General features: G+C 66.8%; 15 protein-coding genes and 1 other RNA gene. 5 read left to right on the top strand and 11 right to left on the bottom strand.

The annotated features are described in order from the left end of the window. Positions 1–66: 66 nt before the first annotated feature. The 5 genes from Y887_RS02870 (at position 67) to Y887_RS02850 (ending at position 3884) form a co-directional block, all read left to right on the top strand. Complete coding sequence (locus Y887_RS02870) at positions 67–882, top strand: S1/P1 nuclease (RefSeq protein ID WP_104612018.1); 816 nt, start codon at positions 67–69, stop codon at positions 880–882. Between the two features lie 13 nt (positions 883–895). Then, positions 896–1720 carry an MBL fold metallo-hydrolase gene (locus Y887_RS02865; protein WP_046962901.1) on the top strand — a complete coding sequence of 275 codons (825 nt, stop codon included), beginning with the start codon at positions 896–898 and terminating at the stop codon, positions 1718–1720. 73 nt (positions 1721–1793) lie between these two features. After that, the gene (modA, locus tag Y887_RS02860; RefSeq protein WP_046962900.1) at positions 1794–2570 is read left to right on the top strand and encodes a molybdate ABC transporter substrate-binding protein; all 777 of its coding nucleotides are present in this window, start codon (positions 1794–1796) and stop codon (positions 2568–2570) included. 16 nt (positions 2571–2586) lie between these two features. Continuing rightward, positions 2587–3273, top strand: coding sequence for a molybdate ABC transporter permease subunit (gene modB / locus Y887_RS02855; protein ID WP_181113115.1), 687 nt, complete (start codon positions 2587–2589; stop codon positions 3271–3273). Further along, positions 3273–3884 (top strand): molybdenum ABC transporter ATP-binding protein, encoded by a 612-nt coding sequence (locus Y887_RS02850; protein WP_046962898.1) that lies wholly within the window; start codon positions 3273–3275, stop codon positions 3882–3884. The genes modB and Y887_RS02850 overlap by 1 nt, the downstream gene beginning before the upstream one ends. Positions 3885–4023: 139 nt before the next feature. Here Y887_RS02850 and Y887_RS18545 read toward each other — a convergent pair. The 11 genes from Y887_RS18545 to Y887_RS02800 form a co-directional block, all read right to left on the bottom strand. Then, a non-coding RNA gene (locus Y887_RS18545) (sX9 sRNA) lies at positions 4024–4099 on the bottom strand. 160 nt (positions 4100–4259) lie between these two features. Then, positions 4260–4841, bottom strand: a complete 582-nt coding sequence (locus tag Y887_RS02845; RefSeq protein WP_181113112.1) for a hypothetical protein — start codon at positions 4839–4841, stop codon at positions 4260–4262. After that, the gene (locus tag Y887_RS02840) at positions 4838–6127 is read right to left on the bottom strand and encodes a TonB family protein (RefSeq protein ID WP_046962896.1); all 1290 of its coding nucleotides are present in this window, start codon (positions 6125–6127) and stop codon (positions 4838–4840) included. The genes Y887_RS02845 and Y887_RS02840 overlap by 4 nt, the downstream gene beginning before the upstream one ends. Next, positions 6117–6482, bottom strand: a complete 366-nt coding sequence (locus Y887_RS02835) for a BlaI/MecI/CopY family transcriptional regulator (protein WP_046962895.1) — start codon at positions 6480–6482, stop codon at positions 6117–6119. Before Y887_RS02835 ends, Y887_RS02840 begins: the two co-directional genes overlap by 11 nt. Before the next feature lie 271 nt (positions 6483–6753). Next, positions 6754–8115 (bottom strand): ATP-binding protein, encoded by a 1362-nt coding sequence (locus Y887_RS02830; protein ID WP_046962913.1) that lies wholly within the window; start codon positions 8113–8115, stop codon positions 6754–6756. Positions 8116–8132: 17 nt separating this feature from the next. Continuing rightward, positions 8133–8822, bottom strand: coding sequence for a response regulator transcription factor (locus Y887_RS02825; protein WP_046962894.1), 690 nt, complete (start codon positions 8820–8822; stop codon positions 8133–8135). 22 nt (positions 8823–8844) lie between these two features. After that, positions 8845–9507, bottom strand: a complete 663-nt coding sequence (locus Y887_RS02820) for a hypothetical protein (protein ID WP_046962893.1) — start codon at positions 9505–9507, stop codon at positions 8845–8847. Further along, entirely contained in the window at positions 9494–10327 is an 834-nt protein-coding gene (locus Y887_RS02815; RefSeq protein ID WP_046962892.1) for an SDR family oxidoreductase, read from the bottom strand. Before Y887_RS02815 ends, Y887_RS02820 begins: the two co-directional genes overlap by 14 nt. Next, a complete protein-coding gene (locus Y887_RS02810; RefSeq protein WP_046962891.1) occupies positions 10327–11001 on the bottom strand; it encodes an iron-containing redox enzyme family protein in 675 nt (224 codons plus the stop codon). The genes Y887_RS02815 and Y887_RS02810 overlap by 1 nt, the downstream gene beginning before the upstream one ends. Then, positions 10998–12494 carry an AMP-binding protein gene (locus Y887_RS02805; protein WP_046962890.1) on the bottom strand — a complete coding sequence of 499 codons (1497 nt, stop codon included), beginning with the start codon at positions 12492–12494 and terminating at the stop codon, positions 10998–11000. Before Y887_RS02805 ends, Y887_RS02810 begins: the two co-directional genes overlap by 4 nt. Beyond that, positions 12491–13174 carry a thermostable hemolysin gene (locus Y887_RS02800; RefSeq protein ID WP_104612017.1) on the bottom strand — a complete coding sequence of 228 codons (684 nt, stop codon included), beginning with the start codon at positions 13172–13174 and terminating at the stop codon, positions 12491–12493. The genes Y887_RS02805 and Y887_RS02800 overlap by 4 nt, the downstream gene beginning before the upstream one ends. Positions 13175–13238: the final 64 nt, after the last annotated feature.

Raw genomic sequence — 13238 nt, 5'->3', positions numbered from 1 at the left:
CATAACACGCTCTAAGTGGCAGCGACAGCCATCAAACCGTCCCGGACGGTTGCGTACAATCGGGGGATGAAGACCTTCTCCCCCTCTCTCGTTGTGCTTGCCGTGGCGCTGACTGCGGCCCTCCAGCCGGTCACCGCCTTCGCCTGGGGCCCGCAGGGCCACCGCCTGGTGGCGCGCATTGCCGAAACCGAATTGAGCCAGCAGGCACGCACGCAGGTGGCGCAGCTGCTTGCCGGCGAGCCGGACCCGACCTTGCACGGTGTCGCGACCTGGGCCGACGCGTTGCGCGAGCACGATCCGGATCTGGGTAAGCGCTCGGGGCCGTGGCATTACGTCAACCTGGGCGAACACGACTGCGACTATGCGCCGCCGCGCGATTGCCCGGACGGCAACTGCGTGATCGCCGCACTCGAGCGCCAGGCCGCGGTGCTTGCCGACCGTCGCCAGCCGCTGGAGGTACGACGCCAAGCCTTGAAGTTCGTGGTGCATTTTGTCGGCGATATCCATCAGCCGATGCACGCCGGGTATGCGCACGACAAGGGCGGCAACGATTTCCAGCTGCAGGTCGATGGCAAGGGCAGCAACCTGCATGCGTTGTGGGATAGCGGCATGCTCAACGACCGCCACCTCGGCGACGACGCCTATCTGCAACGCCTGCTGGCGTTGCCGGCCGCCACGGCGGTCTCTCCCGCACTGCCGCCGCCGGCCGCGGCATGGGCGCAGGCGTCGTGCAAGATCGCCATTACCCCGGGCGTGTATCCCGACGCGCACGTATTGCCGGCCAGCTACATCGCCACCTATCGTCCGATTGCCGAGACGCAGTTGCGGCTGGCGGGCGACCGACTGGCCGCAGTGCTCAACGCGGCGCTGGGCACCCCCTGACGCGGAGGCAACGATGCAACCGGAGGTTCTTGCGTTCTTCCACCCCGACAGCAACACCTTCACCTACGTGGTCGCCGATGCGGCGTCCGGCGCGGCGGCGGTGATCGACCCGGCGCTGGACTATGCAGCCGATACCGGCGCCATCGGGACGCACGCAGCACAGGCCATCGCCGATGCGATCCGGCAACGCGGCTGGCAGCTGCACTGGCTGCTGGAAACCCATGCGCATGCCGATCACTTGTCGGCCGCGCAGTGGTTGAAGCAGCAGTGGCCACAGGCACAGGTCGGGATCGGCGAAGGGATTGTTCAAGTACAGCAGACGCTGGCCCCGCACTATGGGTTGCCGCAGCACTTCCGCCCCGATGGCTCGCAGTTCGATCATCTGTTTGCCGATGACGAACGCTTCGGGCTTGGTGGTCTGGAGGTGCGCGTCATCGCGGTGCCCGGGCATACCAGCGACAGCATTGCGTACCTGATCGGCGATGCGCTGTTTCCTGGCGATTCGTTGTTCATGCCCGACGCCGGCACGGCGCGATGCGACTTTCCTGGCGGCGATGCGCGGCAACTGTATGCTTCGATCCAGCGCCTATACGCGCTTGCCGACGACACCCGCGTGTTCGTCTGCCATGACTACGGCCCCGGTGGCCGGGCAGTGGCGCATCAGACCAGCATCGGCGAGCAACGGCGCAGCAATATCCATGTGCGCGATGGCGTGGATGTCGAAGCATTCGTCGCGCAACGGCAGGCACGCGACGCCACGCTTGCCGCGCCCAAGCTGATCCGGCCGGCGTTGCAGGCCAATCTCCAGGCGGGCAGCCGCGCGGGCGTGGCTCGGTAGCGCCGGTTGGCGTTCGCCACGCCGTCTGGGCGCAGCCGCTATGATCGGAGCCTTGCCCCGGTTGGAAATCCCCATGCGTACCATCGGTTTCTGGCAACGCGCCCTGTGTGCGTTGATGCTCGCTTTGCCCGTCCTGGCCGCTGCGCAGACAGCGCCGGTCACCGTGTTCGCCGCCGCCAGCCTGAAGGAGTCGATGGACGAGGCTGCCGCCGCTTACGAAAAAGCCTCCGGCACGCCGGTGCGGGTGTCGTATGCCGCAAGTTCCGCCCTGGCGCGCCAGATCGAACAAGGCGCACCGGCGGACGTGTTCTTCTCGGCCGATCTGGAATGGATGGACTACCTGCAGCAGCGCGGCCTGGTCGTGCCGGCGCAGCGCCGCAACCTGCTCGGCAATACGCTGGTGCTGATCGCACCGGCCGCCAGCAAGGTGCGGGTGGATCCACGCACACCCGGCGCCATCGCCAAGGCGCTCGGCGAGACCGGACGCCTGGCGGTAGGCCAGACCAGCAGCGTGCCGGCCGGCAAGTATGCCGCCACCTCGCTGCGCAAGCTGGGTCAGTGGGATGGCCTGAGCAATCGCCTGGCCGAATCGGAGAGCGTACGCGCGGCACTGATGCTGGTCTCGCGTGGTGAGGCGCCGCTGGGCATCGTCTACGGCTCGGACGCACGCGCCGAGCCCAAGGTGCGCGTGGTCGCCACATTCCCCGCAGACAGCCACGACGCCATCGTGTATCCGGTGGCGGCCCTGAAGAACAGCAGCACGCCCGAGGCCGCCAAGTTCGTGCAGTGGCTGAGCAGCAAGCCGGCCAAGGCGATCTTCGTGCGTCGTGGCTTTTCGCTGAAGGATTGAGGCACACCGCCTGTCGATGTTCACCGCTGAAGAAGTCACCGCGATCGGCCTGAGCCTGAAGGTCGCGCTGGTCGCCGCCATCGCCAGCCTGCCGCCGGGCATCGCCTGCGGCTGGCTGCTGGCGCGGCGGCGCTTTCCGGGCAAGGCGCTGCTGGACGCATTGCTGCATCTGCCACTGGTGATGCCGCCGGTGATCACCGGCTATGCGCTGCTGGTGATGCTGGGCACGCAGGGGCCGATCGGCAGCTGGCTGCTGGCACATCTCGGCGTGCAGTTTGCGTTTCGCTGGACCGGGGCGGCATTGGCCTGCGCGGTGATGGGGTTTCCGTTGATGGTGCGCGCGATCCGGCTGTCGATCGAGGCCACCGACCGCCGCCTGGAAGCGGCCGCCGCCACGCTCGGCGCGGGGCCGTGGCGGGTCTTTTTCAGCATCACCCTGCCGCTGGCCTGGCCTGGCCTGGTGGCCGGCGTGGTGCTGGCGTTTGCCAAGGCGCTGGGCGAATTCGGCGCGACGATCACGTTCGTGTCGAACATCCCCGGCCAAACGCAGACGCTGTCGTCGGCCATCTATGGACTGATGCAAGTGCCGGGCATGGAATCGGGCGTGTGGCGCCTGGCCGGCGTGGCGCTGGCGATCTCGCTGGGAGCGCTGCTGTTGTCGGAGTGGTTGGTGCGCAGACAGTATCGGCGCGAGGACGATTGATGCTGGATCTGGATCTGTACCTGCAACGCGGCCATTTTCAGCGGCATATCCGCATCCAGGACGATGCGCGGGTAGTGGCGTTGGTGGGCCCTTCCGGTGCCGGCAAGACCAGTGTGCTCAATGCCATTGCCGGCCTGCAACGGCCGCATGCCGGGCATATCCGTATCGATGGACGCTGCCTGTTCGATCACGCGCAGGGCGTGGACGTGCCGACGCATCGACGCAGGATCGGTTATGTGTTTCAGGACGCGCGGCTGTTCCCGCATCTGGATGTGCGGCGCAACCTGCATTACGGCCGGCACGCACGCGGTGCGGCATTCGGATTCGACGACGTGGTGGCCCTGCTCGGTATCGCCCAGCTGCTGCAACGCCGCCCGCGCAATCTATCCGGTGGCGAGGCGCAACGCGTGGCCATCGGCCGCGCATTGCTGTCGCAGCCGGCCATCCTGTTGTTCGACGAACCGTTGTCCGCGCTGGATCAGGCACGCCGCGAAGAGTTGATCCCTTACCTGCAGCGCGTGCGCGACGAGACCCGCCTGCCGATGCTGTATGTCAGCCATAACCCGAACGAAGTGCAGCGCATCGCCGACAGCGTGCATGTGTTGGACTGAGACGGTGATAAGCGATGAGGCGGCTGTGCGGACGGTGTGTTGATGCGGCAGGCGCGCGTATTGAGCCAACACCCGTCACGGTGATCCGCGCCTTATCGTCTGCACAGTGCAGACGATCGCTGCGCTGTTTATCGAGAGCGGTTAACAAAACGTAGCGAGCAGTCGTCAGGTGGGCGTGGGCGGCGCGGAGGAACCGCAGTGTAGGTGTGGTACAGGCCGCACCGAGCACCGGCCGCGCCCGCCTGGCGGGGAGCGCAGTCGTTTTGTTGGTTGCTCTTCGCCAAACCGGTGCCTGCATGACGAATGGTTGGTCGTCACTGCTGCGCGACAGCCGTTACTGCGTACGCGCAAATCAAACGTCGCAATCACGCCACGTCATTGCGCAACCTTGCCGGTGCGTACGCTCACCTTGCCCTGCCGCACTTCGAAGGTAAACGCGAACGACAACGTCACCGGCACCGGCTCTTCATGCGTGGCGCCGCTGCAGTCATCCAGCGCCGACGGCTGTGCGGCACCGGGTGCATACGTGCACAGTGCGGCGGGCACGAATTGCCAGTGCTGCACGGTCATGCGCACGGCCTGCAGCAGGTCGGCGTTCTCCGCCAGCAGGCCGGCCACGCACTCGTCGCGATCGGACAGCGGGTCCACGCGCTGCACTGCGCCGTCGGCGGAAAGAATCACATGCGCGCATACCGTGGTTGGCGGCAAGGTCTGACGTGGCGAATCGGCCGGCAACACCGGCGCCTCGCTGCGCAAGGCGCGCGGCATGCGAAACCGCTGCGTTTCCGCAAGCGTGTACGGGGCGACGGCACCACCACCGCCACCCGATTGCGGTGGCAGCATGCGTTGATCCACCGAATCCTCGCGCTGACTGCGCTCCTGTTCCACCATGCGCTGCGTTGCGCATCCGCACAGGCTCAGCGCGACGACGCCGCACCAAGCCAGACCGCCCTTCATTGCGGTGCCCCTTGTTTTGCGCATTCTGCGGATGCCACGCAGTCATCGGTACGCCCAGCTTGCGACGCGAGACGCTCATCGCCGCTCGCGTCGCTGGGTGCGCCCGCCTGTTCCGGTGGATCCAGCTCGAAGCGGACCGGCACACGTACCCGGGAAGCTACTGGCTTTCCCTCTGCAATCGCGGGCTTGAAGCGCCAGTGACGCGCAGCCTCGAGTACGGCCTGATCGAACACTCCGGCCGGCTGGCTGTGCACGATCAGGACATGGTCAGGCGCACCGCTCGGGCTGACGTCGATCTGCACCTCGACAAGGCCTGCAACATTTGCAGCGATCGCTTCGGCTGGATAACCGGGTGGCTGCATCGTGCTGAAATCCACTGCATTGCCTGGCGTCGGGATCGCGCTCAGAGGCGCAGGCTGGATGACCCAACAGGCAAGACTGGCGACGGCCGCAAGCGAGACCACCATGCGCATGTTCCACCGTGCACGCCGCACCTCCATTGCCGGCGCACGCAGCGCGGCAATGCGTTGCGTCAACGGATGCGTTGCCGCCCAGTGGCACGCCAACGGCGACCATCGATTGCCCAGCTGGCATTTGAGCATCGCGCCGGCATAGCTGCGACGCTTGCCCGGATGACGCGCAAGCACGGCCGCGTCGCAGGCCAGCTCCTGATCCAGCCGGAATGCACGCCACGCCAGATGCAGGAGCGGATTGAACCAGCCGATGCACAGCAACACGGTGGCCAGCAGATTGGCGTGCAGGTCGCCACGGCGCAGATGCAATCGCTCGTGAGCCAGGATCAAGGCACGCTCGTCGGCGCTGTAGCGCGTGGTGAAATCGATCGGCAGCACGATCCGCGGGCGCATGATTCCCAGCGACGCAGGCAGACCGACATCATGCGTGGCCAGCCACAGTGTGGTGTCCAGCGCATGCAGCGGGCCAAGACTGCGCAAGAAGCTCCGCTGACCACACCACACGATGATCGCGCTCAACACCGCGCCCGCCAGCCACACCGCGACAAGCCACTGCTGCACGCCTGCCGCGCCGGGTCTGCTGTCCACTGCCAACGGGATGGCGGTCAGCGCCGGCACCTGCACGACCACCGCACCCACCGGCGGGCCAGGCAGCACGGCTGCCAGCAGCGCGAGCGGCACGCTGGCCCAGATTGCATACGCTGCGGTGGCGCCCAGCCAGGTGCGCAGCGGACGGCGCAGCAGCAGGCACGCCAGCAAGGCGACCGTGGTGTACGCCGTGGCGCGCAGCCACATCAGCGCGTCAGGGCTCATCGTCCAGCTCCTTGAGCAGACGCTTCAATTCGGCAACGTCGCCGGCACTGAGTTTTCCGCGTTCGCTGAAGTGCGCCACCAGCGGCGCAACCCGCCCACCGAACAGACGTTGCAGCAGCCCTTCGCTTTGTTGCTGCACCCAGTGATCGCGCTGCAACAACGGCGTGTACAGGTACTTGCGCCCCTCCTTTTGCGCTGCGATGGCGCCCTTGTTGAGCAAGCGATTGAGCAAGGTCTTGACGGTTGGCTCGGCCCAATGGGTCTGCGCCAACGCGGCAACCACCTCGTCCGCCGTGCGCGGCGCACGGTCCCAGAGCACCTGCATCACCACCGCTTCCGCATCGCTGATCGGCATACGATTACGCCTGTAATTTTTTTCGATTACAGCCGCGAACGAACGCCGTGTCAAGCGCGAGCCGAGCGGCTTGCGGAATCGACCAGCGCGGGCCGCGCCGCCGTTGCAGTCTCGTGGCACGCTCGTTGGCAGGTGCACGCGTCTGCGCCTGGCTGCACCGCACCTTGCCCACGACATCGCTATGCAGGGGCTTATTTCGGCACGCTTGGCGACACCCAAGGGCAGCGGCCGTGATTCCCAGGCCAAACGCAGGGCGCAATGACGACAGACCTCAGTCGGCGGCAGGGCCCACAAATCGCACACTGACGCGCAAGCCGCCGAGTGTTGGTGCATCGTCCAGATGAACCTGCGCTGCGTGCGCCTGGGCAATGTCCTGCACGATCGAAAGACCCAGGCCGCTGCCCTCTACACCGGTGCCCAGCTCACGATGGAAGCGGCCGAAGACACGTCCGCGCGCAGCGTCGGGGATGCCGGGCCCGGAATCTTCCACGACCAATGTCGGCACCGGCTCGGCGTCTGTGCTGATCCGGATGCGGCCACCCGGCGGGGTGTAGCGCACGGCGTTTTCCAGCAGGTTGCGCAACAGCAGCGACAACGCAGACTCGTCTGCGAGCACCAGCACCGGCTGCAGTGCCAGTTCCACCTCTTGCTGTCGCTGTAGCGCAACCACCAGCACGTCTTCGGATTCGCTGCGCACCAAGGTGTCCAGGCTCACGCTGCGCCGTGGCAAGGCAGTGACTGCTTCGACCCGGCTCAAGGTAAGCAATTGCGCAACCATGCGTTCGATACGGAGCACGTTGGCGTCGAGTTGCTGTTGCGATTCATCCCGTTCCTGCGCGTCGGCGGCCAGACGCAGATTGGCCGCATGCACCTTCAACGCCGCGATCGGTGTGCGCAGTTCGTGCGCAGCATCGGCGATGAAGCGACGTTCGCGCTCCAACCCTTCCTGCACACGGTCCATCAAACCGTTGACCGCGCGTACCAGGCCATGCACTTCGCGCGGCATGTGCTGCGGCTGCAGCGGCTGCAGACGCTTCGGGTCGCGTTCGCCGATCTCGTCGGAGACCCGCACCAGCGAGCGCGTGGCCCAGTTCACCACGGCCCAGATCAACAGCGCCATCAACGGCAACGCCATCAGCAACGGCAACAAGGTGCCCAGCGCAATGTCTTCGGCAAGCTCTTCGCGGATGTCGGCGCGTTCGGCCGACTGAAACCAGCGCCCGCCCGGCGAGTGCAAGGTAAACGTACGCCACTGCCCATCGTGCAGTCGCACGTCTGCATAGCCGGCACGCAGCGGCGCCAACGGTTGCGCCGGCGCACTGTCCGAGCGCAACAGCAACGCGCCGCCGGCATTGCGCACCTGAAACGCCAGTTTGGTTTCGTAGGCATGGCCGTCCTTGAACGCCAGCGCTTCGCCCACGCCCTGCGCCTGCCCGTGCCATCCACGGATCACGATCGGCTCGCCCTGCGGCAGATCGCCCAAGGGCTCGTCCACCAACGACACCAGCACGCGCACCGATTGCACCAGGCGCGCATCGAACATTTCGCCAGCTTCCTGCAGCCCGGCGCGATAACTGAAACCGGCTGCAGCCAACATCAGCAACGACAAAACGCCGAGCAAGGCCAGCAACAGAACGCGACGGATGGAATTCATTGCGGCGGTACGGCGGCGGCCTGGGCGGCCTGCTCGTCGAGCGCGTAACCGATGCCGCGCACGGTACGGATCAGCGCCGGTGACAGCTTGCGGCGCAGCTGATGCACATGCACGTCCACTGCATTGCTGGCGACGTCCTCGTCCCATCCGTAGAGATGTTGCTGGATGCGTTCGCGTCCGATCGGCCGACCGTGCTGCTCCATCAACAGCCACAGCAGGGCAAATTCACGCCGGGTCAGATCCAGATCGCGGCCCTGCCAACGCACCGACATGCCGGCCGGATCCAGCCGCAGCGCGCCAGCCTGCAAGGTCGGTTGCGCACGCCCGGCCGCACGTCGCAGCAGCGCCCGCGTGCGCGCCAGCAGCTCGTTGATGTCGAAGGGCTTGCCGAGGTAATCGTCGGCGCCCACATCCAGGCCCAGCGCGCGATCGGCGGCGCGCTCGCGGGCGCTGAGCACCAGGATCGGCGTGTCCAGCGCACGGGCGCGGGCGGTGCGAATGACCTCGATCCCATCCATGCGCGGCAAGCCCAGGTCCAGGATCACCAGATCCAGGGTGTCTTCCTGCAGGGCCATCAACGCACTGACCCCGTCATGTACCCAGTCCACCGCATAGGCAGCGCGCCGCAAGGCGGTGCGGATGCCTTCGCCCAACGAAAGATCGTCTTCGACCAACAAGATGCGCATGTGAGCCAGTCTGTGAGGCGGCTCAGTGCTTGGCAAGCTGCGCGCGCACATCTGCCAGTTTGGCGGCCAGCTCCTTGCGGCGGCCGGTATCGGCCAGTTGTCGGCCTGGCCGTGGCGGTGCGGCAGCGGCTTTCTCGAAGGCCTTTGCGGCACCGGCCCAGTCCTTCTGGTCGCGCAGAAAATCCCCGACGAAATAATTGCTGTCGAGTCCGTCAGGATCGATTGCCAGACCCTGGTACAGCAAGGTGCGCGCCTTGGCGTCGTCGCCGAATCCGATCGGCCAGCCAGGCACCTGGTAATACAGCGCTCCCAGACTGGTGTAGGCCGCGCCATCGAGCGCACGCGGTGCACGCTTGATCGCCTCCTCGAAATCCGTCCGCGCGAGTTTGACCTGCGCCAATGCGCCCAGCCCGCCCTTTTCGCCGGCCAGACTGGAGCGCACGATGCCGTCCCAGATCAGGGCATCGGCATCGTCCGGCAAGGCATGCCGTACCTGCCCGGCCTGCTGCGCGAGCGCTTCCAGCGCCGCAACCCGCTCCGATTTTGGAGTTTGGTAGGCGATCACCGCCCAACGATCCTGCAGCTGCGCCACCTGCGGCGCCGGACCGGCCGCCCAACTGGCGCCAGCGATTCCCCACATCGCCAGTGCAGACAAAACACGCAGCCGACAGTCATTGCGATTCATGCGAAAGCTCCTGTGTGGCAACCACGCTGCCGGGCCGCGCATGGCGGCGGATGAGGGGAAGTTGTTTGCGCAACGCACGATCCACCACTTCGGGCAGCAGACCGTTGAGCCGGGCAAACAGTTTTTCCGGCCAGCCCAACTGCCGACGCGCATCCCCACGCACGATGGACTGCACCAGCGCTGCAGCGACGTCCTCCGCCCGGTCCACCGCCGTACCCAAGGCCACGTTGAGCGCATCGACTGCGGCGGGATTGAAGCCGGTCGCGGTGGCGCGCGGCGCCAGATACTGAAAGCGCACCTGCGCATCTGCGTGTTCGCGGGCCAAGGCTTCGAACAACCCGCGCAAGCCGAATTTGCTCGCGCTATATCCGGCGAAACCGGCAAACCCGATGCTGCCGAACGTGGAGCCGACCGCCACCATCGCCGCCTCCGGCTGGCGCAGGAAGATGGGCAGCACGGCCTGCACCAGCAGCATGGGCACGGTGAGGTTCACATGCACCAGCGCCTCCAGGCTGTGCGGATCCTGCTCCTGCAACAGCCCGAAGTGACCCTGCGCATGTGCAAGGACCAGCACCGACGGTGCCGGTTGCAGCGCGTGTACCCGCGTCAGCAACACCGCACGGCCCGCTGCGCTGGCGAGGTCGGCTGCTACCGGTAGCACGCGCCCGGCCGGCTGCGCGTCGGCAAGCCGCTGCAAGGTCGCTGGCGTGCGCCCTACCGCCACCACGGTCGCGCCTGCCGCCACCAACTGCGCGCACAAGGCGCTGCCGATGCCGCCACTGGCGCCGGTGAGGATCACGCACCTGCCCCGAAGATCCATCACGCCGCCTCCGCCAGACGCACGCCATCGGCGCGCAAGGTGCGAAACAGGTCGCCATACAACACGTAGAAGCGCTTGGCCGCATACACGACCGCTTGCTGATCGAGCGGGTCGTCGAGGCGGTTCATCAGGCCTTCGAAAAAACCGGCGTGCTCGATGTCCAGATCGCCATGCGAGAGCAGGTAGCTGAAGGCGTTGCGCGGCAATTCCAGCGACTGCGCAATCTGATTGGCCGCGCGCGTGGCCAATGCCACGCTGGTGCCTTCCAGCACCAGCACCATGCCGAAGAAACCGACCGGATTGCCGCGCTGGATGGTGTCGTAGGCGTAGCTGACCATCAGTTCGGTTGCCAGCGACGGCCCGGCGAGCACGGCTGCCTCGCGCGGCTGTCCGCACGCCACCAGGTCGTCCAGGATCCACTCCTGATGGCCCATCTCTTCTTCGATGTATTCGCCGATGGCTTCGCGTAGCCATTCCAGCCGCGCCGGCAACCGCGCGCCGCAGGCCATCAGCAGCGGCACGGTATGCCGCACGTGGTGGTAGGCCTGAGCGAGAAACGCGACGTAATCGGCGCGCGCAATCTGCCCGACGAGTGCGGACTGGATGATCGGCACCTGCGTCATGCGTTCGCGCTCGGCCTGGGTCTGCGCCAGCAGGGATGTGTAGAAGGTCATGCTGAAACTCCGAGAGAGACAGTGGCCGGCAATCGATAGCTGCGATCGACGTCGGATTGGTAGCGCGCCAGGATGGCGTCGCGCCGGGGGCGCCCGTTGGCCGTGAGCAGGCCCTCGTGTGCGCTGAAGGGCGCATCGGCACGCACGAAACGCGCGACGCGTGCGTAGTCGGGCAGGCCGGCGTTGACCTCGGCCAGCGCCTGGACGATGGCCGCATCGTCGCTGTCGGGCCGACGCGGCCACAGCACCGCAACGTTGTCGGCCTGCGCTTCGCCCCAGACCACGGCCTGGGCGAGCGAGGGATGCTGCAGCAACTCGCTTTCCACCCACTCGGGCGAGACGTTGCGACCGAACGCGGTGATGAAGACATGTTTGCGCCGCCCGGTGATATGGACGAAGCCATCGCTGTCCACCCGTCCGAGATCGCCCGTGCGCACCGGTCCCGACGGCATCGGCTGTTCGCCCAGATAGCCCAACGCGCGCGCGCCGCTCACTTGAATTTCGCCATCGACGATCTGCACCTGGGTGTGCGCCAGCGGCTGGCCGACGCTGCCGGGACGCAGCGCACCGGGGCGGTTGAGGCAGACCACCGAGCCGCATTCGGTCAGGCCATAGCCTTCGAACACCGGCAGGCCCAACGCTGCGGCGCGCGCCAGCAGACTTGGGCCGATATGGCCGCCGCCCACGGCGATATAGCGCAGCGATGCAGGCAGCGCCACGCCCTGCTCTGCCGCACTGACCAATGCCAACAACAACTGCGGCACCAGGATCACGCTCTCCGGTTGATAACGCTGCAGACAACGCAGCAGCGTCGGTACATCCAGCCCGCTGGCGCCGCTGTAGCCGATTTCCGCCAGCGACGGCAACGCGACCTGCGCCCCGGACAGCAAGGTCGCGTAGAGCCCGGCGACGTTTTCCAGCAAGGTGGACAACGGCATCAGGCACAGGTGCCGACGCGGCGCGATCGCAGCCGATGCATCCACTAGCGCGCCGGCCACCGTCAACAGGCTGTCGGCCGACAGACACACGCCCTTCGGGCGCCCGGTGGTGCCTGAGGTATAGGTGATGCAAGCGGTGTCGGCAGGCAGCACGATGGTCTGGGCGAGCGCTTCCACCCGCCAGGCACGAAGTGCATCGAACTGCAGCGCCGCCATGACGCCATGGGTGCCTGGCGGCGCGGTGGCGGCCGCCTCGGTCACCACGCATTGCGCGCCGCTGGACATCAAGGCATGCAGCACCTGCGCCTCGGAGAAAAACGTCGGCAACGGCACGTGTACCGCATCGATCAGGCGCAGCGCCAGATCCAGGATCAACCAGCCCGGGCCGTTGTCCAGCCGGCTGGCGACACAGGTCAGGCCCGCCGTCTGCAGGCGCGCGGCCAGCCCCACCACGGCATCGGCCAGTTCCTGCGCATCGAGGCTGCCTGCGGCGGTCAGCACGCGCGGCGCATGGCCATGCAGGGCGCCCAGCAGCGCCGCGAACCGCGCGCTCATGCGCCTGCTCCGGCCTGGCAAAGCATCGTCTCGACACCGCAGCGCGCGGCCTGCGGGTGCAATGCCTGCCGCGCAAGCAGGAACGCGTGACCGGCGGCGACATCGCCGCACAGTACCTGTGGATGGGTGGCGTAATAGCTGCCCCACTCGGTGCCGTCGTCCGTTACCCGCGACTGCAGCGCTGGCGCCAGGGCGACCGGCTGCAGCTGCAGCCGGTCGAAGGTATTGCGCAAGGTCCGGGTTGCGGTAAACAACACCCAACGCACGCCGGCGTGATGCAGCGCATGGGTCATTTGCGGGATTAGCGCGCGCGCACTGCCGGAGCTGATCGCGGCGAAGTTGCCGACCTCGGCCAGGCCCGAGCGCGCGACCGGCACCGCCATCCGCCCAGCCAGCGCCGACTCGGCCGGGCTATCCAGATACTGCTCCACGAACAGGCGACCGGCGCTGCCAAGCCGCACCCCTACCGCCGCCAGCAGCACACCATTGGTATCGCGATAGGCCAGCAGGTGCGGCAGGAAACTGCGCAGCTGCGCGCCATAGCGACGCAGATAGACCGCAGCGATGAACTGTTCCACCTCCTGGCGCTGCGCGTGCGTGGCCTCGACCAGGCTGGCACTGGCAAATCCATGGCGGGGGCAAAAACCGGCGGGGGTGGGTGAGGTGATCATGCTGCGCATCCTGCGAGCGCTCGATTACGTCACCATGAGCCAGTTGTTACCCAGTTGTAATTTCTGCAGAAGC

Origin of the sequence: Xanthomonas pisi DSM 18956, assembly GCF_001010415.1 — a bacterium.
GTDB classification, from domain to species: domain Bacteria; phylum Pseudomonadota; class Gammaproteobacteria; order Xanthomonadales; family Xanthomonadaceae; genus Xanthomonas; species Xanthomonas pisi.
Note: the sequence above shows the minus strand (reverse complement) of the source record. Positions and strands in the feature narration are given on the sequence as shown.